The organism is Bacillus sp. FSL W7-1360 (genome assembly GCF_038592975.1).
GTDB classification, from domain to species: domain Bacteria; phylum Bacillota; class Bacilli; order Bacillales; family Bacillaceae_D; genus Shouchella; species Shouchella lonarensis.
The window spans coordinates 2,195,527-2,217,319 of sequence record NZ_CP151950.1 but is presented as its reverse complement, the minus strand read 5'-3'; the positions used below and the strand labels follow the sequence as shown (position 1 = coordinate 2,217,319).

Annotated in this window: 20 protein-coding genes and 5 tRNA genes; 2 read left to right on the top strand and 23 right to left on the bottom strand. The window is 43.0% G+C overall.

The window, feature by feature from the left end; translation table 11 throughout:
* Positions 1 to 3: 3 nt before the first annotated feature.
* The 3 genes from mcsB to NSQ26_RS11430 are packed head-to-tail and all read right to left on the bottom strand — an operon-like array spanning position 4 to position 2,087.
* Entirely contained in the window at positions 4 to 1,065 is a 1,062-nt protein-coding gene (gene mcsB / locus NSQ26_RS11440) for a protein-arginine kinase McsB (protein ID WP_090776206.1), read from the bottom strand.
* Positions 1,062 to 1,598 carry a protein-arginine kinase activator protein McsA gene (gene mcsA, locus NSQ26_RS11435; RefSeq protein ID WP_090776205.1) on the bottom strand — a complete coding sequence of 179 codons (537 nt, stop codon included), beginning with the start codon at positions 1,596 to 1,598 and terminating at the stop codon, positions 1,062 to 1,064. Before mcsA ends, mcsB begins: the two co-directional genes overlap by 4 nt.
* Before the next feature lie 27 nt (positions 1,599 to 1,625).
* Positions 1,626 to 2,087: a CtsR family transcriptional regulator gene (locus NSQ26_RS11430; RefSeq protein WP_090776302.1), complete on the bottom strand. Its 462-nt coding sequence runs from the start codon at positions 2,085 to 2,087 to the stop codon at positions 1,626 to 1,628.
* A 176-nt stretch (positions 2,088 to 2,263) separates the two neighbouring features.
* Between NSQ26_RS11430 and NSQ26_RS11425 the strand changes: the two genes are divergently transcribed.
* Complete coding sequence (locus tag NSQ26_RS11425) at positions 2,264 to 2,638, top strand: VOC family protein (RefSeq protein ID WP_499718221.1); 375 nt, start codon at positions 2,264 to 2,266, stop codon at positions 2,636 to 2,638.
* A gap of 90 nt (positions 2,639 to 2,728) precedes the next feature.
* On the opposite strand, the gene rlmH is transcribed toward NSQ26_RS11425, so the two are convergent.
* The 9 genes from rlmH to NSQ26_RS11380 form a co-directional block, all read right to left on the bottom strand.
* Positions 2,729 to 3,223, bottom strand: a complete 495-nt coding sequence (rlmH, locus tag NSQ26_RS11420; protein ID WP_437182639.1) for a 23S rRNA (pseudouridine(1915)-N(3))-methyltransferase RlmH — start codon at positions 3,221 to 3,223, stop codon at positions 2,729 to 2,731.
* Between the two features lie 127 nt (positions 3,224 to 3,350).
* Positions 3,351 to 3,512, bottom strand: coding sequence for a CxxH/CxxC protein (locus tag NSQ26_RS11415; RefSeq protein WP_090776203.1), 162 nt, complete (start codon positions 3,510 to 3,512; stop codon positions 3,351 to 3,353).
* Between the two features lie 115 nt (positions 3,513 to 3,627).
* Positions 3,628 to 4,839 carry a S1C family serine protease gene (locus NSQ26_RS11410; protein WP_499718220.1) on the bottom strand — a complete coding sequence of 404 codons (1,212 nt, stop codon included), beginning with the start codon at positions 4,837 to 4,839 and terminating at the stop codon, positions 3,628 to 3,630.
* A 194-nt stretch (positions 4,840 to 5,033) separates the two neighbouring features.
* Complete coding sequence (locus NSQ26_RS11405) at positions 5,034 to 5,828, bottom strand: MBL fold metallo-hydrolase (RefSeq protein WP_090776201.1); 795 nt, start codon at positions 5,826 to 5,828, stop codon at positions 5,034 to 5,036.
* The gene (locus NSQ26_RS11400) at positions 5,825 to 6,721 is read right to left on the bottom strand and encodes a two-component system regulatory protein YycI (RefSeq protein WP_090776200.1); all 897 of its coding nucleotides are present in this window, start codon (positions 6,719 to 6,721) and stop codon (positions 5,825 to 5,827) included. The genes NSQ26_RS11405 and NSQ26_RS11400 overlap by 4 nt, the downstream gene beginning before the upstream one ends.
* A gap of 11 nt (positions 6,722 to 6,732) precedes the next feature.
* A complete protein-coding gene (locus NSQ26_RS11395) occupies positions 6,733 to 8,019 on the bottom strand; it encodes a YycH family regulatory protein (RefSeq protein WP_499718219.1) in 1,287 nt (428 codons plus the stop codon).
* Complete coding sequence (gene walK / locus NSQ26_RS11390) at positions 8,016 to 9,833, bottom strand: cell wall metabolism sensor histidine kinase WalK (RefSeq protein ID WP_090776198.1); 1,818 nt, start codon at positions 9,831 to 9,833, stop codon at positions 8,016 to 8,018. Before walK ends, NSQ26_RS11395 begins: the two co-directional genes overlap by 4 nt.
* On the bottom strand, positions 9,834 to 10,547 hold the full coding sequence (gene yycF / locus NSQ26_RS11385) for a response regulator YycF (protein WP_090776197.1): 714 nt from the start codon (positions 10,545 to 10,547) through the stop codon (positions 9,834 to 9,836).
* Between the two features lie 180 nt (positions 10,548 to 10,727).
* Positions 10,728 to 12,170 (bottom strand): polysaccharide deacetylase family protein, encoded by a 1,443-nt coding sequence (locus tag NSQ26_RS11380; RefSeq protein WP_499720049.1) that lies wholly within the window; start codon positions 12,168 to 12,170, stop codon positions 10,728 to 10,730.
* 227 nt (positions 12,171 to 12,397) lie between these two features.
* On the opposite strand from NSQ26_RS11380, the gene NSQ26_RS11375 reads away from it, so the two are divergent.
* Positions 12,398 to 13,453: a DUF2332 domain-containing protein gene (locus NSQ26_RS11375; protein WP_499718218.1), complete on the top strand. Its 1,056-nt coding sequence runs from the start codon at positions 12,398 to 12,400 to the stop codon at positions 13,451 to 13,453.
* A gap of 44 nt (positions 13,454 to 13,497) precedes the next feature.
* On the opposite strand, the gene NSQ26_RS11370 is transcribed toward NSQ26_RS11375, so the two are convergent.
* From NSQ26_RS11370 to NSQ26_RS11320, 11 genes are all read right to left on the bottom strand, one after another.
* Positions 13,498 to 13,626 (bottom strand): hypothetical protein, encoded by a 129-nt coding sequence (locus NSQ26_RS11370; protein ID WP_281241414.1) that lies wholly within the window; start codon positions 13,624 to 13,626, stop codon positions 13,498 to 13,500.
* 132 nt (positions 13,627 to 13,758) lie between these two features.
* Positions 13,759 to 13,831 (bottom strand) — tRNA-Thr (locus tag NSQ26_RS11365).
* A gap of 7 nt (positions 13,832 to 13,838) precedes the next feature.
* Positions 13,839 to 13,914, bottom strand: a tRNA-Phe gene (locus tag NSQ26_RS11360).
* A gap of 20 nt (positions 13,915 to 13,934) precedes the next feature.
* A tRNA-Asp gene (locus NSQ26_RS11355) sits at positions 13,935 to 14,011 on the bottom strand.
* 36 nt (positions 14,012 to 14,047) lie between these two features.
* Positions 14,048 to 14,119, bottom strand: a tRNA-Glu gene (locus NSQ26_RS11350).
* A gap of 12 nt (positions 14,120 to 14,131) precedes the next feature.
* Positions 14,132 to 14,207 (bottom strand) — tRNA-Lys (locus tag NSQ26_RS11345).
* A 181-nt stretch (positions 14,208 to 14,388) separates the two neighbouring features.
* Positions 14,389 to 15,675, bottom strand: coding sequence for an adenylosuccinate synthase (locus NSQ26_RS11340; protein WP_499718217.1), 1,287 nt, complete (start codon positions 15,673 to 15,675; stop codon positions 14,389 to 14,391).
* Positions 15,676 to 15,951: 276 nt separating this feature from the next.
* Positions 15,952 to 18,993 carry an efflux RND transporter permease subunit gene (locus tag NSQ26_RS11335; protein ID WP_499718216.1) on the bottom strand — a complete coding sequence of 1,014 codons (3,042 nt, stop codon included), beginning with the start codon at positions 18,991 to 18,993 and terminating at the stop codon, positions 15,952 to 15,954.
* A 224-nt stretch (positions 18,994 to 19,217) separates the two neighbouring features.
* Positions 19,218 to 20,033 (bottom strand): ABC transporter permease, encoded by an 816-nt coding sequence (locus tag NSQ26_RS11330; protein ID WP_090776192.1) that lies wholly within the window; start codon positions 20,031 to 20,033, stop codon positions 19,218 to 19,220.
* Entirely contained in the window at positions 20,030 to 21,022 is a 993-nt protein-coding gene (locus NSQ26_RS11325) for an ATP-binding cassette domain-containing protein (protein WP_090776300.1), read from the bottom strand. Before NSQ26_RS11325 ends, NSQ26_RS11330 begins: the two co-directional genes overlap by 4 nt.
* 85 nt (positions 21,023 to 21,107) lie before the next feature.
* Positions 21,108 to 21,689: a TetR/AcrR family transcriptional regulator gene (locus tag NSQ26_RS11320; RefSeq protein WP_176763887.1), complete on the bottom strand. Its 582-nt coding sequence runs from the start codon at positions 21,687 to 21,689 to the stop codon at positions 21,108 to 21,110.
* Between the last annotated feature and the right edge of the window lie 104 nt (positions 21,690 to 21,793).

Below are 21,793 nucleotides of genomic sequence, written 5' to 3'. Positions count from 1 at the left end.
TTTTTAAGAAAGTTTTAACCGTTCACGAATAAGCGTAGCGCGTTTTTCATCTCTTTGCTCTGGTGTAAGCACCATCTGTGCATATTGCTGTAAAAATCCAGGTTGCGTTAAAATGACAAGTTCATTCAACATGTCAAGTGATATACGATCAATTAAACCTAAAGACACACCTAGACGCACATCCGACAAGCGACGAGTCGCCTCTTTTGAATCAATCATGTAACTATGCGTCAAAATGCCTAGAGAACGCATCACCCTGTCTGACAACTTCAACTGTGAATGTTGCCAAAGTGCCTCACGTGCTTCACGTTCTTGTTTAATCAGTTGCTTTACAACACCTTGCAAGTCTGTGATCATATCACTTTCTGTTTTTCCTAGCGTCAGTTGATTCGATATTTGAAAGAGGTTACCTAAAGCTTCGCTACCCTCACCGTAAATTCCTCTAACAACAAGACCAAATCGGTTAATTGCCGGCAAAATTTGTTGTAAATGCTGTGTCATCGCGAGCGCCGGTAAATGAACCATCACCGACGCACGCAATCCCGTACCAACGTTTGTAGGGCAACTTGTTAAATAGCCATATTGCTCATCAAACGCATACGTCATATGCGATTCTAGCCAGTCGTCCATTGCATTTGCTGCCTGAAAACTTTGTTCCAGAGAAAAACCAGGTGACATGCATTGAATACGCAAGTGGTCTTCTTCATTGACCATCACACTCAACGATTCATCTGCACTTAAAAGGACGAGACCATGATGGGACCGTTCCGCCAAATGTGGACTAATGAGATGTTTTTCAACAAGCATACGCTTCTCATTTGCTTCAAGCTCATCCATTGCAATGATCTGTGCCCCTGTCAATGTCCCTTCTTCGCTCGTTTGAAACACTTCTTGTACGTGCTTCACTACAGCAGCAGCCTCTTCCTCCGAGGCAAGTAAAGGGAACGAATAGTCTTGAATATTGCGTGCTAATCGAATACGGCTACTTAGCACAATGTCATCATCGGTGCCTGCCACTTTCATCCACGGGCTAAGTGCATGTGCTAAAAATCGCTCTACACTCATGATGACTCCTCCTCTCGCGCCTGTTCCATTTGAAGCGTTAATTGTTTAATTTCATCACGCACACGCGCCGCTTCTTCAAATTCTTCACGTGCCACAAGGCTTGCAAGGTGCGTGCGCAATCCAGTAATTTCACGTTCAATTTGCAATGACTTCCCAATGCGGCGCGGAATCTTGCCTTGATGCCGTTCATTTCCAGTCTGCACGCGTTTAAACACAGCTGGCAATTTATCAGCAAACGCTTCATAGCAACGAGCACAACCAAATCGACCGACATTACGAAATTGATCATAACTCATGCCGCACTGTCTGCACGCTGTTTTTGTCTGGAATTGTCTACGCTCCGCTTGGTTGCTTCCTTCCGAATGAAATAAATCGGAAAATAAATGATGAACGGAGAAATGATCCCCTCCGAGCAATCCATCTCCTTTCCCTTGGGCGCATTGCTCACATAAATGTATTTCCGTCTTTTCCCCTTGAATCACCTTTTTAAAATGTAATGTCGCTTGTCGCTCTTGACATTCTTGACACATCATATCGCTCGCCCCCTCATGTGAACGGTGTTATTCATACATTAGCACTTGCAGCATTGCCTTTAATAGGTTGGCACGAATGTGATCACGGTGCGCAACAGAAAGTTTAAAATGTGTGCGATCAAGCGCACTTAACATCATATTCGCTTCCCGCCTCGTAATTGCTTTTTCTTCAAGTAAACGCACAACAATATTTTCAGCCGTCTGCTGGTCAATCTTTTCTCCAACGAGCTGACTTAAATGGTCGAATAAAGCCACATCGTCATGTGCCTCTACTTTTTGAATGCGAATGTATCCGCCACCGCCACGTTTACTCTCAACCATATAACCCTTTTCCACGGTAAAACGAGTACGAATAACATAATTAATTTGGGAAGGAACACATTGGAATTGCTTTGCCAGCTCGCTGCGCTTAATTTCCAACAGTGAATCTCCACTGCGCGTAAGCATGGTTTTTAAATAATGCTCAATGAGATCCGTAATATTACGCAACATTCCACCTCCCCTTCTTTGACTTTGACTATCTTTGACTATTATTATAGACGGTCTCCAAAAAAAATTCAACCTCTACCCTCTTACTTTATTATCGCCCGCAAAAAAAGTTCTAGACACATAATTGATTGTAATCTTTAGTCAATGTTATGCTGTATGGAAAGGAGCTGATCTTCATGAACATTGGACAAATTGGCGTCCCGGTCTCGAACTTAGCACGTGCACGGGATTTTTACACCAACACACTTTCATTACCACTATTATTCGAAACAGACACCATGGCATTTCTTCGCTGTGGCGACCTCCGCCTCATGCTCACGTTATCGGAAAAAGAAGCATTTGCACATGCCAGTTCTGTGCTTTACTTTCACATCGAAAGTATTCACGATGCATATACTCGCCTGACCAAGCAAGGGGTTTCTTTTGTTGATGAACCGCACATTGTTGCAAAAATAGGCGACACTGCCACCTGGATGACATTTTTTCAAGACACCGAAGGCAATACACTTGCACTAATGAGTGAAGAAGGTTGGAATGAAAGCGACGAATAAAAAAACTTAATTTGAAGAGCACAACGAATATCTCGCTGTGCTCTATCGTTTACTATTTTCCTCATGAGCGCTGCCCAATACCCGCGCCTTCTATTTGTGATAAGGCTCACCCCTCATGATCCGAAAACTACGATACACTTGTTCCAGCAACATGAGTCGCATCAACTGGTGAGGAAATGTCAATTTTGAAAACGACAATTGCTCATCTGCACGCTGGAGACAAGCATCGGACAATCCAAGGGACCCACCAATTAAAAACACCATTTTACTTTTCCCATGCAATGCTAACTTTGACATGTTCTCTGCTAATTGCTCACTCGTTTTCATTTTCCCTTCAATCGCAAGCGCAATGACATAAGCATCAGGCGCAATGTTTGCAAGTAACCGTACCCCTTCTTTTTCTTTCACTTGCACCATCTCAGCTTGAGACAAATGTTCAGGCGCTTTTTCGTCAGATACTTCCATCTCACGAATCTTAGCATATGCACCAAGCCGCTTCTTATATTCTTCAATACCCACTCGTAAGTATTTATCCTTCAACTTACCGACAGCCAAAACTGTGATATCCACCTGTTGACAACTCATCCTTCCTTCTCTCTTTTTGTAAGAACTCTGTGGATAACGTAAAAGATATGCACATTTAACTCATAGATTAACCCTTATTATACATGGATTTATCATTTGTCCACATAGGTTATCAACATATCCACAGTTATTTTTTCAATACCTTATAGGTCGCAACATCAGCACAATACATACACGTTAACGGCATCTCTTCACTTTGTTCAAGTTTTTCCATTATTGGTGCGCATTCATATGTATCGACTGCAACATCAAGCGCTAGTTCCACATGTTCTTGACATGCATACAACACAGTCACTTGCCCCCTTATCAAAGCTCTTAGCATCTGTCAAACATTTTAACATAGAAATGACCCGTTGCGATACTCACATTGCGTGCATCAACGGGGCATTTCTTATTTATCTCTATTACACATCTTGCTGCTCAATGAGCGTAGCTTCAACTGTTTCTTTCTTTCCTTCACGATAGAAAGTCAACGTCACTTTGTCACCAATAGACTTTTCTGCGTACAAAATTTTTCGGAGCTCTTGACCACTCTGTACCGCTTCTCCTTCAACTTCTACAATAACGTCTCGCTCTTTCAAACCCGCTTTGTCAGCAGAAGAATTTGGCGCAACCCCAATGACAACAATACCGCCTGTTACGTCTTCTGGAAGTTTAAATGTTTCCTGCCAATACGAACTCGGAATTTCATTCAATGCGCGCAACGTAATGCCTAGCGCCGGCCGCCTTACCTCTCCATGCTCTTCCAAATCAGCTAAGATTGGTTGTACAATGGCAGACGGAATGGCAAAACCTAATCCTTCCGCATCCCCGTCAATCTTCATTGAGTTGATACCAATGACTTCTCCATTCATATTAATGAGTGGCCCCCCGCTGTTCCCGGGATTAATCGCGGCATCGGTTTGTAGTACCTCTGCATTCCAATCAATTTGTCCATTACCATTTAGGTCTACAGGAATACTCCGTTCCTTTGCACTAATAATCCCTTGCGTCACACTACCAGCAAACTCAAGCCCAAGTGGATTGCCAATGGCAATCGCTGGCTCACCTACTTGAAGGTCATCAGAGTTGCCAAACTTGGCGACTGTATCTACATGCTTTCCCTCAATTTCTAAAACTGCCAAATCCATTAACTGGTCTTCACCCACAACCCGTGCCGGTACACGCTTACCGTCGGTTAAAGCAACCTCTACTTCAGAAGCTCCTGCAATTACGTGTTGATTCGTCACTACAAACGCGTTGTCGCCAGCCTTCTTATAAATCACACCGGAACCTGTTCCTTGTTCACTACTGGCCTCTGAACCAAACACACCTGCCTCTTGTAAGTTGATCACACCGACTACCGCATCAGAAACCTTGCTCACAATTTCCGTCACAGCAGAACGAATGTCTACATTAATCACATCACCAGAACCAGATTCAATCGTTGTCTCTGGTAACTGAGATGACTGTTTCTCATCGTTCATGCCTAATCCTAAACTAGACATCACCGGGGAAGCAATGAGCACAAGCGCCCCACCAATGATCGCCCCACCAAAGGCCGATAAACCAGACAACCGTTTTACTGGTCTCTGCCGAGAAGTTTGTCTTTCATCATGTTCATCATAATAACCCATGTATGACAACCCCTTTCTTACATGCTGTTTGTCTAAAGTAACTGTCGGCTACTTAAACCAACCTTATCACATTTTCATTTTTCCATTCTTCATGCACCTATTATACCTCGATATAAGCCGTTGTGCACAATCGTGGGTACATTTAGACGATTTTTTATGAAAACCCATATTCTGTTCGCCAATAAAATCTCTGCTTACACAATAGACAAAGGTGTCGATTTAAAAGGGTCTGTTTCAAATAAATGAATGGTTTCGCCAACACGGTGCCCTTCTTGTGACAGTGTTTGTTCAACCGTCATTCGTGCCAACTCTTTCATGTTATTATCCAAGCTTAAATGTGCCAAGTAAACACTGGACGTCTCCGTATCAATGACTTCATTTAAAGCTACTGCCGCATCTTCATTAGACACGTGCCCAACGTCACTTAAAATACGGCGTTTCACATTCCATGGGTAACGTCCGACACGTAACATGTTTAAATCATGATTTGCTTCAAACACATATGTATGGGCACCTGCAATCGTTTTTTTTATCCGCTCGCTTACATAGCCCATATCTGTCGCAAGCACCAGCTTCCTTCCACCATGACGAAAAATATAAAACATCGGATCGGCCGCATCGTGAGAAACAGGAAACGATTCAACTTCTAAATCGCAAAAGTCACGTACCTCCCCCTGCGCAAAAAGGTACTGCTGCTCTCCCGATAACTGTCCAAGCGCTTTCGACATTGCCTGCCACGTTTTCTCATTCGCATAGATTGGTAGTTGGTATTTTCGCGCAAACACCCCAACACCTTTAATATGATCTTGATGTTCGTGAGTGACTAAAATAGCATCTAACGTCGCTGGATCACGGTCAATCTCAGCAAATAGTGCATTCATCTTTTTTCCTGTCAATCCCGCATCAATTAATAAACGCGTCTGTGATGTTTCCACGTACATCGCATTGCCCGTACTACCACTCGCTAGCACGCTAAAGCGCAGACTCATCGGTTCCCCCCCTCTCTATATTCATCTACTCGATCAAACGGATTTATTTTACCTTCTTCCACTTGTTCCAATTCTCCGCCTATCGTGCTTTCCAATGGCCATTGATAAACAACACCAGATATTGCATCTACTAAGTACGTTTCATTGCGCTTCTTTCCACCGCTTTCTCTTTCGATTTCTACTGTCCAAGCAGGGATAAAATACTCTGTCTCTGAAAATCGCTCTGTCCTCATCTGATAATAACTCAATTCAATATGCGTAACATGATCGTTTCTCCGTAAATGTTGCTTGTCCAATAGCACTTCAAGCGCCTGCAAATACTTGAGTGCATCACGACCACCTACAGTAATGTCAAAGTCATAATAGCGCTGCACGTACCCGGTCACTTGATTATTATCATTCAAATACAATTCAAGCGGTGCTCCTTCAGGTACAACGGTACGTTGTTGTTTAAATTTCTGATCAAAGTATATAGAATCTTCATCTTTACTGGAAAATGTATAACTAAGCCCTTTGTAAATATACGTGCTTAAAAAAGCTGTATAGCCATTCTCTTCATCTGACGTAATGTCAATAGGTGAGTCAAAGGTCGATTCAATCCACCAATTGTCTGCTATCCTGTTAGCTTTTTGAGCGACCAATGACTTTACATCATCTTCTGTAAATGGTTCCCATGTTCCTTTTAAAACAGAACCAGACTCGCGCATATTCCCAATCTCTTCTGGCACATCCGCTACTTTAATATTGTTTTCTTTTAAGCGCGTCTCAATATTATCTGGATCAAACACACCAATTTGACTACGACCCACTTTGTCCATTAATTGCCATGCTAAAAAAACATTTAAGCAAAAGAATGTCACAATAAAAATCGATTTCGTCCGTGTCCAGTTCATGTATTTGCCTCCTAATCCCACAAGAAACGATGCCAAACGCCATCATCGTCTTTATAAAACCACCTCGGCTCAAAAATGAGACGATCAGCCTCCACACTCAGTTTCACGTCATACCCTAATTTTAAATCAGTTACAGTCACTTTTTGGCGATCTAACTCCGTAAGCACATCCACACCTGGTGACATTAATGGCTTACTTATTTGTATCGACTGACCGAGTCTAATTAGCGGGCGCTCATACCTTCTAACACTTGTCCCTTCACGCTTTATCCACATCTTCATTGGCTCGTTCATCCCAGGATATGGAAAAATAGGATACCCATTATCGTACAAATAAAACTCAACTTCACCACCATACGTGTTCATCGTCCAATGACCAACCATATATTGATCTGTCCAACCACCAAAAAGATTAATAAAAGACACACTTGATTCTAAAATATGAGTGTCAGGCTCTCCATCTGACTCTACGGATAATTGATAATCATACTCTAAAAAATTTTGGACTGCATCAACAGTCACTGTACGTCGACCGTCAGTTGAGATTCTATTCCCGTTTACATTCCCTTTTGTAATCACGCCGTCTTCCAAGAACAGTTTCGTCATCCCGTCCGCGGACAACCGATCTATATACCTTTCATACCGATCCATCTCGATCGCTTCAGCGGTCACATACCAGCGAGGTGAGAATGTGTCTTCTTGAACGTCTCCTCCTCCAATTTCTGCATGTACTTCGCTCTTTTCATCCACCGCTAAATACGCTTCAAAATGTGCCCGACTCATCTCTATACTAACTGTATGGACCTCATCCTCGTTGTCGCTAGTAAACTGCATCAAGACAGCATCTTTCTTTTCATCCTCATATAAGAATAAACGATCCAATACTTTCTCTTTCACAAAGCCAATTTCTTCTTCTACGTTTGACTGTTCAAACAACATTGTCACTGGAACTGACACAGGAAAAATGACTTCAATTCCCTCTGAGGGCATCTCATCCACATTCTCCGCCATTTCTACCCATTTACTTTTTTTGATATCGCTCAATAACTTTTCAGATTTTTCTTTGCTGTTTATCAAATAATACTGAGACGGTCCGCTGTGAATGACCATTTGCGACGGACGCAACAAATCAACGATCTTTCTTTGGTCTCCTAAACGCACATGGTCTGCACCTTTATCGTCTTTCCCCATGTCTAAGTCGTCAATTTTTGGTTGGAATATCCACAGCTGGTAAGTTAACCAACCACTAAGCACCACCAATGAGATGAGGACTAGTGTTTTGAGTCGTTCGTACCTCATCCTCTCCCTCCTTTAAACGTATAGGGCAATGTAATATACACGGTTGTCCCTTTTTGATACTCACTCGATATCCATATTTCCCCATCGTGTGCCTGAATATATTCTTGTGCAATCGCCAAACCCAGTCCTGTCCCACCGACATTCCGTGCACGTGCCTTATCAACACGATAGAAACGATCAAATACTTTTTCTTGTGCTTCTTTTGGAATACCTAACCCTTGGTCAGAAATGCTTATTTGTGCCTGCTTTCCTCGCTGCAACAACGTGACAACAACATTTCCTCCTTTAGGAGAGTATTTCATCGCGTTTGAAATAACATTGTCAAGCACTTGCGTGACTTTATCGGCGTCCATCCGCACATATAACGGTTGCCGAGCTATACGTCGGACAAACGTAATGTTCTCATCCTTAACAATCATGTCAAATCGATCAATCACGCCATGCAAAAAAGCACCTAATTCTACGGAGCTGAGCGTGAGACGATAATCTTTTGCATCAATTTTCGATAGTTGTAATAAATCATTGACTAAACGAATCATGCGCTCCGTCTCATTTTGTGTTACCTCTAAGAAACGTGGTGCAATTTCCTCATCACTTAGCGCACCATCTGCTAACGCTTCTAAATAACTTTTAAGCGTTGTTAATGGTGTACGTAACTCGTGAGAAACATTTGCAACAAACTCACGTCGTTCACGCTCAATTTTCTCTTTCTCTGTGACATCATGTAAAACAGCAATAAAGCCATTGATTGGACCTTCTTCTTCTTGAATGGTAGAAAAATTGGCTTCAATCATAAATGATTCCTCGTCAGTACTAAAGTCCAATAAAATAGGCTTATCTCGGTGATATAAATCAACGAGACGGTGTGTATTCTCCAAACGAAGTACACTCATAATTGGTTTCCTCAATACGTGTTTGAGCGATACACCAAGCAACTCCTCCGCCCGGCGATTCAATAAAATAATCGAGCCACTCTGATCAGTTGCAATCACACCATCTGTCATATGACTTAATACAGAACGCAAACGTTTTTGCTCACGGTCCCGCATAAGCGTCGTGACATGTAATTTACTTGTCAATTCATTAAAAGAAGCAGCGAGCTCACCAATTTCATCTGTACTGTACACACGAACTTGTCTGGAAAAATCCCCTCTCCCCATCCGTAAAGCTTGCTTACGAATATCCATAATCGGCAACGTGATCGTTCGTGCCAACAAAACAATGAGCGCGGATGTAATGATCAGTGCGATGACGGTTCCCGACACGAAAATGCGGTTGATATCTTGCACTTGTTCATACACATGCTCCACTGGTGCTTCAATATAAACTGCACCTATCACTTCACCTTTACCCGCACGTACATCCATTGCTTGAACTAAATAACGCCTCTTATCTTTTGGCTTGAGACGAAGTGAGAACTCTGGAAAAGGTCTGGCATCTAACGCCCGCTTAATAATCGGTTTGTTTGTTTTTTGACCTATGAACTTTGCATCATCGTCAAATGAACTGGCCAATATCGTATTATCTTTACTAATCACTTGTGCACGTACAGGAGCATCACTTTCAGCAGGAAAAATATTTTTCAACATGATCTCTAGTTCTGCGTTATCCGAATCCAATAAGTATTCGGCCGCAGTCATCTGTGCCATTTTTGCACGGTCTTTTAACACCGTCGTATAATTGCCGACTAATCTATTTTCTAATTCACGTAAAAAATACACACTCACAATCATCATCGCAATGACAATCAGCAACACATAAATTACAATAAGTTTGAAACGAATCGACTTAAAAAAACCAACCTTTTGTTCCATTTATTCCTGCTCCTGGCTTTCTGGCGTCGCCAAATAATAGCCCACCCCACGCCGTGTCATAATACATGTCGGATAACTCGGGTTATCCTCAACTTTTTCTCGCAAACGTCGCACTGTAACATCAACAGTACGCACATCGCCGAAATAGTCATACCCCCACACAGCCTGCAGTAAATGCTCGCGCGTGAGCACCTGTCCTAAATGTTGCGCCAAATAATGAATCAACGCAAACTCACGATGCGTCAAGTCAAGCGCCTCTCCCCGCTTCTTCACCTGATATGCCTCTGGAGAAATGGTTAAATCACCAATCATGATGGCTGTTTGATTTGTGTCTGACTCTTCTTCTGTTACTTGTTGTCTGCGTAGATTAGCCTTTACACGTGCCAATAATTCCCTCGTACTAAATGGTTTTGTTACATAATCATCTGCACCTAATTCTAAGCCGAGCACTTTATCGATCTCTGAATCTTTTGCTGTTAACATGATGATCGGTACATCATGCTGCTTGCGCACTTCACGACATACTTCAATCCCATCTTTGAACGGCAACATAATATCGAGCAAAATAAGGTCGGGCAGGCGCTCCTCCACCTGCGCGAGTGCTTCATTTCCATCATACGCGCACGTAACATGAAAACCCTCTTTTTCCAAGTTAAATTTTAATATATCTGCAATTGGTTTTTCGTCATCTACAACAAGAATATGTTTGTCCATTAAGGAGCCTCCTCTTCAACGTGAGAAAACAATTAAAACAGCGTGAAACGCGTTTAAAAACTTGAAAACTCCGCTTCGTCTCTTCCAGTGTAACATACATAGAAAACAGAAACAGACATGGTTACCTCCATTCTAAGCGAAAAAGCACGTTGGGACAACTTTTACCCAACGTGCATGTTTTCATTTTTTGTTTGTATACGGGCCTACATTGGCATTGTCTTGCAGCGATAACAGTTCGGATACAGTGACAAATTCGTATCCTTCTTCCTCAAGCACCGACATCACATCCGGTAATGCTTCCGCTGTAGATGGATGAATGTCATGCATTAAGATGATCGCCCCATTATGAACGTGATTTAACACTTCTTGCTTCACCGCTGCCGCATTGCGACTCTTCCAGTCAAGTGAATCAACAGACCAATTAATAACCGGTAGTTGCTGCGTCTCTGCGACTGAAAGTAACGCCTCATTATATGCCCCATAAGGAGGACGCATCGTTTTCGGCTGGAGACCTGTGGCTTTTTCAATTTCAGCGCTCGTTTTTTCTAGTTCATCTGCTATTTTCGCAGACGATAATTTTGTCATATCCAGGTGATTAACCGAATGATTTCCTAATTCATGCCCTTGGAGTGCCACTTCATTTGCCAAGTCTGGATATACTGACACTTGCGTCGCAATCATATAAAATGTCGCCCGTGCATCAAACTGCTGTAATGTCTCAAGCACAGACGGCGTCACATTTGGATGTGGACCATCGTCAAAGGTAAGCGCGACATACTTGCCCTCGGGATCGAGTACCGCCTGCTCTTGCTCAACAGCCTTTTTTCGCTCTTGTTTTTCCTCGGCTAAATACAATTGGTCAGCAATATCATCTTTTAAGTAGAGCACAATCTCTTCTGTTGGAATCTCAACATGAATCGCCCCAGCTGCCCCTGCGGCGACGGCATAGGAATCAAAGTAAAGCGAAAATGTATCATGATCGAGTGCCCACTTCCACGTTGACGGCTCGGCTAACACCGTTTCTAGGTCATCATAAAATACTTGAAAATAGTCCTCTTCCTTTTTTTGCAATTGCGCTTTCACAAGTTCATGGATATGCTTACGCACCTCATCATCAATGTCCATGACATCTTCAATATGAAGGATACGATCACCTTTAATATCAATAATAAACGTCTGCATAAATTCTTGCCCATTCGCGCCACCAACGTATTGGTAAGAATGAAACACAAGACTATAAATATCATCTGTTACCTTGTTAATATTTACATTAATATTTAAATGGGCGGGTTCTTCTCTTAAAGCTTCCGCGTTCATTTTAACAGTGTCGAGAAATTCTTTCTCTTGCGTTTCGATCCAAGTGTGAACTTCCTTATTGATCTTCTCGCTTTCCGTCTTTGGCTTACTGATGGAAGATGTGTATCGTTCCCCTTGCGTTGTCACCGTCGTAATATCTAAGCCCGGATAAGCACTTTTTTCAACCTTTTCTTTCTCTACTGCCTTTGTCACCGGCACAGCCGCCTGCTTCGTCGCATTGTCAAATGGTCCTACTGAAAAAACTGCAACACTTTTCACTACTAGAATTACGAGCAACACCGCTAACACATACACTTTCCGCCTCATCTGATCCAAGTCCCTTCCACTCCAATTCCAAGCGATTTTAATGGCGTCACACATCAACGTTTTACCCCAAAAAAATTACTTTAGAATTCTCATTGTACCACGCTCACAAGTAAGCGCAATGGGGTAAGAAATAATCCAAAATCTCCGAATTAGTCCATCAAATGACCTTACACCTCTCTACATATGTTACAATGAAAGCGATTGCAAATATGGAAGGAGCGATAGAAGTGGATATCAACCTATTATCTAAACGATTCATTGTCTTTGCCAACACAGAATGTGTTTCATCCAGCCCATTATATGCGTCCTTAAGCCGTGAGATTGCGAAAGATCATGAACTACTCACGCTGTGTATGCACGTACAGACGGGGCAACCTGTCGCCAATTTACTCTTCGCTGCTGTTCAGTATACATTAAACAAATATCCAGATGATACGCTTTATCAATACTACCCAAGCTTTGCCCAAAACCCAAAAGCGCCAGAGAGTTCCTTCCCTGCTTTTAAAACATTTTGCTTAAAATACGAGGAAGCAATTCGCCCCCTACTTGAGACAAAACTTGTCCAAACAAATGAAGTCAGGCGCTGCGTTTACTTATACCCAACATTTTCTTATATTTACCAAAAAACCCAGAAACCACTTGCACTCATTGAAATTGGCACAAGCGCTGGCTTGCAACTATTTTGGGATCGCTACCATTATGCTTATCCTTCCATCGGTCACGTTGGCAATACGACATCCTCTGTTCATCTTTCTGCCGATGTACACAAAGGAGATCTGACCTCATTGATCAGTCAAGACACCCCACCTGTCACGACACGTATCGGCTTAGACTTGCATATCAATGACCCGGCAAATGACGAAGATACTGCGTGGCTATGGGCACTCATTTGGCCCGAGCACCATGAACGTCGCCAGTTGTTCGAACAAGCTGTCGCTTACGTCAATAACCACCGCCATGAGCTCCAACTCATTGAAGGAAACGGTGTCACGTTGCTAGCTGATATTGCAGCAACGATACCACAAGATACAACACTTTGTGTGTTCCATACGCATGTAGCCAATCAAATGACAAAAGAGACGAGACAACAGCTCCTTGATACCATTACACACATCGGGCAAGCACGTGACATTTTCCACGTTTATAACAATATCTTTGATGATGCCTTGCGTCTCGATGCCATCATCGCAGGACAGACTTACAGTGAAAAAATTGCCGACACAGACGCACATGGGCGTTTCTTTTCGTGGTATGGTGGGGAAACAGTGAATGCTTACGTATAATAAAAAGCACGTCTTGTGATCGTTTCACAAGGCGTGCTGCTCCATCAAGCTTTCGGTGTTTCATTTCTCTCTTCAATCGTGCCTTGTTCATAAGATGCACGTAATTGTGCCTGCGTCAGCTCTTCGCCCATTTCTTCGTTGAAATGCAACTGCTTTTCTTCTTTCTCTTTCATTTTTCGAGCCCTCCTTATTTGGGGATAAGGATAAGATGCCCATTCAAAGAGGTCAGCATGCGATCTGCGCTCAATATAAGCAAAGAAGCGAGCCACCACCTATGTGGTCCACTCGCTTTCTTTTTCTGTCAATGCCGGCCAGAGGACTTGAACCCCCAACCTACTGATTACAAGTCAGTTGCTCTACCAATTGAGCTAGGCCGGCTTATACATGGTGGCTCGGGACGGAATCGAACCGCCGACACACGGATTTTCAGTCCGTTGCTCTACCGACTGAGCTACCGAGCCTTATGTATTTGTTATAAAAATGGCGGTCCGGACGGGACTCGAACCCGCGACCTCCTGCGTGACAGGCAGGCATTCTAACCAACTGAACTACCGGACCATATGAGGCTAAATATAACCTCTTTACTCAAAAAAGTGACCCGTACGGGATTCGAACCCGTGTTACCGCCGTGAAAGGGCGGTGTCTTAACCGCTTGACCAACGGGCCACAAAAGTAAAATGGTGAGTCATGAAGGATTCGAACCTTCGACCCTCTGATTAAAAGTCAGATGCTCTACCAACTGAGCTAATGACTCAAACATTATCATCGACGCACAAAACGCTCAGGCGACAAAATTTATATTACCACAGCTTAAAAGCTGTTGCAACCCTTTTATGAAAAATATCTCCGATAAATGACTTTTCTCGACGAGATCAACGATTGGAAAGCGAAGATGCAAACAATTCCCCCTCCGCTTCCAATGCATCATTCTTCTCTTAAGAAAAAATATCCTTTACCAAATTCGTTTGATCACGGTCCGGTCCAACCGAAAACACGCTGAGTGGCACACCCACGAGCTCACAAACACGCTTGACATAGCGGCGGGCATTTTCCGGTAACTCATTTAATGTTTTCACACCAGTAATATCTTCATGCCAACCAGGTAACGCTTCATACACCGGTTTACACAAAGCAAGCACATTCAAACTCGCTGGAAATGCGTCTAAAATTTCTCCTTTATAACGATAACTTGTACAAATATAAAGCGTTTCAATGCCTGTTAAGACATCAATTGAGTTTAATGACAGGTCGGTGATCCCACTCACACGCCGTGCATGACGAACAACGACGGCATCAAACCATCCAACACGTCGTGGACGCCCTGTTGTTGTACCGTATTCTCGACCTATTTCACGAATACGATCACCAATCTCATTCGTTAGTTCTGTCGGGAACGGCCCATCCCCTACACGGGTCGTATATGCTTTTGACACACCCACAACGCGATCAATTTTAGCTGGTCCTACACCTGATCCAATTGTCACACCACCAGCCACAGGGTTTGACGACGTCACAAATGGATATGTTCCTTGATCCAAATCAAGCATCACCCCTTGTGCTCCTTCAAACAGTACACGCGCACCCGCATCAAGTGCATCGTTTAATACAACCGAAGTGTCCGTCACATAATGCGCAATCTGCTCCCCATAGGCAACATATTCTTCAACAATCTCATTCGCATCAAATCCTTCTGTTTCATAATACTTCTCAAACAGGCGATTTTTCTCCGCGAGTACCGCTTCTACTTTCGTTCGGAACGTATCTTTTTCTAACAAGTCCGCAATACGAATACCAATTCGTGCTGCTTTATCCATATAAGCAGGGCCAATCCCTTTTTTTGTCGTCCCAATTTTATTTGCACCTTTTCTTTCTTCCTCAACAACATCTAATTTAATGTGATAGGGAAGAATCACATGCGCCCTGTTACTAACCCGCAAGTGATCGGTTGAAACCCCTCTTTCATGTAAATAAGCAAGTTCTTCCACAAGTGCCTTCGGATCAATAACCATCCCATTCCCGATGACACACGTTTTTTCTGGATAAAAAATCCCTGAAGGAATGAGATGCAACTGATATTTTTCTCCACCAAACACAATTGTATGTCCCGCATTATTTCCACCTTGATACCGGGCAACAACATTTGATTTCTCCGATAAATAGTCCGTAATCTTTCCTTTTCCTTCATCGCCCCACTGTGTACCTACTACCACTACTGAAGACATCTATATACCTCCACTCTATGTCGCAATCCATCGTCAGTATAACAGCTCACCTACAAGACGTCAATAAAAATACGAACAAAGTATCATTTATATATTTAAATGTTCGATTTTTTTCTGTGTTGCCGATCTTTCACCATACTAACCTCAGGGTTTCCTAAGTCACCATTCAAAATACACGATCCTAGTGAACGATGTGTTTTTGGGAAGCATAAAAAACTGCCCAAAAAGTCATTACAAATGACTTTTTGAACAGCTTACACATCATTCTATTTAAGACTAAACAAGATTATTTCCCTGTTTCTTTCCTGTGAATAACTGCTTTACCCACGAAACAATCGTGTCGACAACTAAATACACAGCTGGGATGAGCAAGAGCGTAATGAGTGTCCCAAACAACAACCCAGAAATGATCGCAATTGCGAGGGGCGCTTGATAACTACTTGATCCACCTATCGCCAGCGCAAGTGGTAACATCCCTCCCGCGGTCGTGAGCGTCGTCATAAAGATTGGACGCAAGCGGTCTACACCAGCTTGTACGAGTGCTTCGTGACGCGACATACCCTCTTCACGTAACTGGTTAATGCGTGTCACAAGTAATATGGCATTGTTCAAGATGATCCCAACTAAGATCACCATCCCGATTCCAGACAAAATGTTTAATTCTTGCTGGAATATAAACAGCCCTAAAAGCACACCTGTAATTGACACTGGGATCACCGACATCACCATCAGCGGTTGAATCATACTATTAAATTGCACTGCCATCACTACGAAAGCCAAGAAAACCGCTACACCTAGAATCATGAGTATATCTTGTTCCGCTTGCTCTAATTCTTCTAGGTCACCACCTTGTATGACTTCATAACCATCTGGTACATCGATCGCAGAAACCGCTTCATTTGTGAGCGCACGCACCGCCCCTAAATCCATTGCCATTACTGGGTACTCACCACTTACCGTTAACGTTCTTTCACCATCTTCATGAGCAATTTGTTGCGGTGCAGTCTTTTCTTCAAGACTGACAAAGTCAGATAATGGACGCAGCCCTTCTGGTGTCATCCACTCCGTCTCTTCCAACTGTTTTTTTGTTTCAATTTTCTCTGCTGGCGCTAAATAAACCGACACTTCTTCACCTTGCTCACTCTGTATCATGCCAATTGGCTGCTTATCAAACAGTAAACGGATCGCCTCACGCGCTTCTGATGGGACCATCCCCGCGCCTTCAAGCGCTTTTTCGTCTACATTGACATGGAAAGTTTGGACTTGTTTTTCCATCGAATGACCGACATTGCGCAGGTCATCATTTTTTTCTAGCTCAGCAACTAACTCATCTCCAACTTTTGTCAATGTCTCTAGCGATTCTCCTTGTATCGTAACAGACAATGCGCCGCTACCAGTCATATCGCCACCACCCATTAGATCGCCAACAGAAACAATCGGGTGCTTTTCTTCTAAAGACTCAAATCGTTTGACGGTTTCTTCGTAAACCTCGTCATATGTCGCTTCAGGTGGCAATGTGATCATCACTTGTAGCATCTCATTCGATACTGCTATGATCAAATTTTCATCAATACCCTCAACGTTTTTCATTAGTTCGTTCATCGCTTCAGCCGTTTTTTCTCGCTCTGATGCCGAGACGCCATCTTCAAGTGTCACCATCACTTGTACTTCACGTCCGCCCTCCGTCGGAAAGAGACCTTTTGGAATCACAAAGATAAGTACTAAAGAAACGATAAACATGATAAAGAACGAGATGATCACGACAATGCTGCGCCACATGCGCCCCGTAACCCAGCCAGATAACGCCGCATATACAACTTGCGCTTTCGTCCGATGTTGTTTATGCTTAACTGATTTTTTTAACCATAAATTCGATAGCACAGGAATCACCGTAAAAGAGATGACAACTGAACTAATGAGTGCAATGGCAATGACCAATCCCAGTACAAGAATAATTCCCCACATCGGTCCACCAACAATGGCAATTGGAATGAAGACAACCACTGTCGTCAATGTCGATGCCACAACCGCTGAGGCAACTTCTCTTGTCCCATCGATCACCGCTTTTCTACGTGAAACACCATTTTGCATTTGCTTGAAAATCGACTCTAAAATGACAATCGCTGCATCGACCATCATACCAATTCCGAGACCTAGCCCCATTAAGGACAGCATATTGATCGTGTATCCCATTGGCCACATTAACCCAACCGTTAGCAAAATGGATGTTGGAATTGCGATTGCCATAATGAGTGTTGCCCGTACATGCCGTAAGAACAAAAGCAAAATGACAAGTGCAAGTGCACCACCGATTAAAACATTCATCCAGACATTATCAATTGAATCGGTAATAAAATCCCCCGCTGCAATCATTTCCGTTAATTGCGCTTCACCGAGCACATCCTCATCTTGAATCTTTTTTAACTCTTTTCGTGCTGCCTCAGCAAGTGAAACATCTGTCGCACTCTCAGACGGAGCAAGCTGAATCGATAAATAATTGGTGTCACCGTTATACCACACCATTGCCGCCCCGTCATCCAAACCCTCTGCCGAGAACGTTACTAAATCGCCTAAAGGTTCGATGCCATTATTCGTCCGAATTTTAATCTCTTTTAATGTCTCTTCATTGGTGATTTCTTCTTCCCACCGTATTTGTACCTGCTCATCACCAGCGTTGATTGAACCTAGTACGCCGCCTATGTTTTCTTCTTCTAGTCGTTGCGCAATTGAAAGTGGCTCAACCCCTTTTTCTCGTAACTTTGTGTCATCCCACTTTAATGTGATTTCACGGTTCACCGCGCCTGATACCGTCACTGAGCCTACTTCATCTAACGCTTCAAATCGTGGTTTAATCATTTGACGTGCTTTTTGTGAGAGCTCGTCAAGATTTTCCCCGTAAAAGTTTAAAAAATAGCTGTCTCCTGTGCCCATAGCAGAATACGTAATAGATTCGGTCACTTTTGCATGATCACTTTCAACACTTTTCACAACCTGTTCCAATGCTGGATATGCGTCATCAACCGTGCCTTCTTTAAATACTACTGACAATTCTATGAGCCCATCTGATGTTGTTGAATAATACGTATCAACGTCATCCAAACTGTCTATTTGCTGTTCTAATTCTTTCGTAACCTCTTCTAACTCCAGTGCACTCATACTTCCTGCATACAACGTGACGCCCGCTTGATCAATACTCATCTCCGGCATTAATTCCATATCAAGCTTCGATGCCCCCCAAGCGCCAAATACAATCGTTGCAATAACTGCTAAAGCAACGACAAGGTTTCTCTTCAATAGTCCATTTAATAACCATTTCATTCGTTTTTCACACTCCTGCTTTTTAAATAATAACGTATGTTTAAACTTCTTCTAAACACTTGAACCTCCTTATACCTAGTGTAATAGCTCAATAGTACACGATATTCCCTCTCTTGACAAGCACTATTACGATAAAGTTTCAAAAAAATGAGCGAAAAGGAGATCACTCCCGCTATCGCTCATCTTTTTCAACATCTACTTTGACAAAACTTGTAGGATATTCATTATTTTTTCTTCCGATACAAAGCCATCGTAATCGGCGCAAAAATTGCTGTGAACGCCACAGAAATGATGCATGTTAACCAAATATCATTTGCGACGTCTACACCATGCATCAATCCACGGATTGCACTCACTAAAATAGAAATCGGGTTCCACTCCACAAAGCCTTGCAACCAAGATGGGAGTGTATTAGGATCAATGAATGCATTACTCATAAAAGTAAGCGGAAACATCACCATCATACTGACACCCATCAATGACCGTTCTGACCTCATAATGAGCCCCAACATCGTCCATATCCATGACAAACTGACGGAAAAAATGATTAACAAGCCGACAGCTGTGAGCACACCGATGAAGCCCCCCTCTGGTCGGAAGCCTAACACAAGACCGAGTGACACCATAATCGTTGAGGCAACTGTATAGCGAACCGCATCAACAAGCATTGCACCCACAAGAACTGACGGGAGCCATACAGGTAGCGTGCGGAAACGATCAAACACTCCTTTTGTGACATCCTTATTTAAATCGATACCCGTGTACATTGTAATCATAACGACCGTCATCGCTAAAATACCAGGCAAAAGGTACTGCAAATATTCCCCTGGTGATCCAGCGATAGCCCCGCCAAACAGATACGTATACATCAATAAAAAGATGACGGGGAAAGCGGTAATATCAAACAATTGCTCCGGCACATGCTTAATTTTTAATAACGCCCGCCCAGCAAATGTCCATGAAGCTGTTAGTGCATTGGGTGGCGTTGGTCGCGCCGATGACGTGAATACGTTCATCATGTCTTTTTTCTTCTGATTCATGAAGTTGCCCCCTCTTCATCCGCATCTTTTACACCGGTTTCATGACCGACGAGTGCTAAAAACACTTCATCCAAGCTCGGCTGTCCAAAGGAGAAGTCCGCCACTTTTACACCACTTTGTGTCAATTGTAGTAACGCTTGCGCTACTTTTTCTGGATCAGAAATGCGTGCTGACAACATCGCTTGGTCAGAAGGAAGATGAACGTCGCAGTTGAGCGCCCGTTTTAGTGCTTCTTGTGCACGCACGCGATCATCACGATGTTGCAGCCGAATGTGCAACATCCCTGTTCCAACCGAAGCCTTCAGTTCTCCACTTGTTCCTTCAGCAATAATTTTTCCATGGTCAATCACAGCAATGCGGTCTGCCAATTGGTCTGCTTCATCCAAATATTGCGTAGTTAATAGCACCGTTGTCCCATTGTCCACTAATGCTTGAACAATCTCCCACACTTGCTTCCGGCTTTGTGGGTCCAGTCCAGTTGTCGGCTCATCCAAAAATAGTAACTGTGGTGCAACCACAAGACTTGCAGCAATATCAATGCGCCGACGCATCCCGCCAGAATACGTTTTTACTTGCTTTTTCGCTGCTTCTGTCAAATCAAATGCCTCTAACAACTCATGAGCCCGTGCCTTTGCTTCTCTCCCCTTATAACCCATTAATTTTGAGATCATCTTCAAGTTTTCTAATCCAGTAATCTCTTCATCTACTGAAGCGAACTGCCCTGTTAAGCTAACGCGCTTACGAACGGCCGCAGTTTCTCTCATCAAGTCATGACCAAAAATACGTACATCTCCCGCATCTGGCTTTAAAAGGGTCGCCAGCATGCGTACCGTCGTTGTTTTGCCGGCACCATTTGGTCCTAAAAACCCGTAAACAGAGCCCTTTTTCACCCGTAAATCAATGCCATCGACTGCTCGCTTTTCACCAAACGTTTTCACAAGACCGCTAGCTTCAATCGCCCACTCTGCACTGCGTTTTTCACCATTCATTTCTTCAACACCTTCCACTCGTATATTTCTATGACAACCTCATATTTATGTGGAAATACTTTTTTCTCAAACATTCCGGTGCTATTTATCCACGAGCAAGCACCCCCTCTAAAAAGTACTTCACACCTTTACGATAGAAAGGTTTTAATTCACGCCCTTCATAATACAACGTTCCGAGCCCATCCAATAAACCGCCAAAAATGACCGCCAACTCCTCAGGTGACTCACCTTTGATTTGCCCTTCTGCTATCGCTTCAGCAAAAATGCTTGCATAGATTTCCCGATGCTGCTTCCCGGCTTTCTTCATCATCTCACTCACCATCGACATATCAGAATGGCGCAAAAAGAATTCTTCTGATACTTGAACTAACGGGTGTTGAAAGTCTTCTGCATAATGTATGGCAACACCGTACAATTTCTCTATAAATGATTGATAATCCTTTTCTTTTTCATACCATTGTGTTGTCCACTCATCCCAATGCTGGAAAAGTACTTCCGTAAACAGATCGATCTTATTCTTGAAATGATAATAAATACTCCCTTTACTCACACCACTAAAATGAACAAGCTCTTCCATCGATGTTGCGGCATAACCTTTTTGAATAAATAGCTGACGCGCTTGTGCTAAAATATATTGCTTCTTTTTTTGTCCTTTATCTGTCCTCATCATGGCACCCCTAAAAACCGACTGTTCGGTTTAATTTTAAACCTTACAGCTCACATTTCGCACCTCTCCGAGGTGGAATAACCAAGAATTAAATTCCTTTTTTT

What these genes read in the sequence shown, in the direction of transcription:
- mcsB (WP_090776206.1), bottom strand. Translation starts at nt 1,065, where the DNA reads ATGAGTGTAGAGCGATTTTTAGCACATGCACTTAGCCCGTGGATGAAA.
- mcsA (WP_090776205.1), bottom strand. Translation starts at nt 1,598, where the DNA reads ATGATGTGTCAAGAATGTCAAGAGCGACAAGCGACATTACATTTTAAA.
- NSQ26_RS11425 (WP_499718221.1), top strand. Translation starts at nt 2,264, where the DNA reads ATGAACATTGGACAAATTGGCGTCCCGGTCTCGAACTTAGCACGTGCA.
- rlmH (WP_437182639.1), bottom strand. Translation starts at nt 3,223, where the DNA reads ATGAGTTGTCAACAGGTGGATATCACAGTTTTGGCTGTCGGTAAGTTG.
- NSQ26_RS11410 (WP_499718220.1), bottom strand. Translation starts at nt 4,839, where the DNA reads ATGGGTTATTATGATGAACATGATGAAAGACAAACTTCTCGGCAGAGA.
- NSQ26_RS11405 (WP_090776201.1), bottom strand. Translation starts at nt 5,828, where the DNA reads ATGAGTCTGCGCTTTAGCGTGCTAGCGAGTGGTAGTACGGGCAATGCG.
- NSQ26_RS11400 (WP_090776200.1), bottom strand. Translation starts at nt 6,721, where the DNA reads ATGAACTGGACACGGACGAAATCGATTTTTATTGTGACATTCTTTTGC.
- NSQ26_RS11395 (WP_499718219.1), bottom strand. Translation starts at nt 8,019, where the DNA reads ATGAGGTACGAACGACTCAAAACACTAGTCCTCATCTCATTGGTGGTG.
- walK (WP_090776198.1), bottom strand. Translation starts at nt 9,833, where the DNA reads ATGGAACAAAAGGTTGGTTTTTTTAAGTCGATTCGTTTCAAACTTATT.
- yycF (WP_090776197.1), bottom strand. Translation starts at nt 10,547, where the DNA reads ATGGACAAACATATTCTTGTTGTAGATGACGAAAAACCAATTGCAGAT.
- NSQ26_RS11380 (WP_499720049.1), bottom strand. Translation starts at nt 12,170, where the DNA reads ATGAGGCGGAAAGTGTATGTGTTAGCGGTGTTGCTCGTAATTCTAGTA.
- NSQ26_RS11370 (WP_281241414.1), bottom strand. Translation starts at nt 13,626, where the DNA reads ATGAAAGAGAAAGAAGAAAAGCAGTTGCATTTCAACGAAGAAATGGGC.
- NSQ26_RS11340 (WP_499718217.1), bottom strand. Translation starts at nt 15,675, where the DNA reads ATGTCTTCAGTAGTGGTAGTAGGTACACAGTGGGGCGATGAAGGAAAA.
- NSQ26_RS11335 (WP_499718216.1), bottom strand. Translation starts at nt 18,993, where the DNA reads ATGAAATGGTTATTAAATGGACTATTGAAGAGAAACCTTGTCGTTGCT.
- NSQ26_RS11330 (WP_090776192.1), bottom strand. Translation starts at nt 20,033, where the DNA reads ATGAATCAGAAGAAAAAAGACATGATGAACGTATTCACGTCATCGGCG.
- NSQ26_RS11325 (WP_090776300.1), bottom strand. Translation starts at nt 21,022, where the DNA reads ATGAATGGTGAAAAACGCAGTGCAGAGTGGGCGATTGAAGCTAGCGGT.
- NSQ26_RS11320 (WP_176763887.1), bottom strand. Translation starts at nt 21,689, where the DNA reads ATGAGGACAGATAAAGGACAAAAAAAGAAGCAATATATTTTAGCACAA.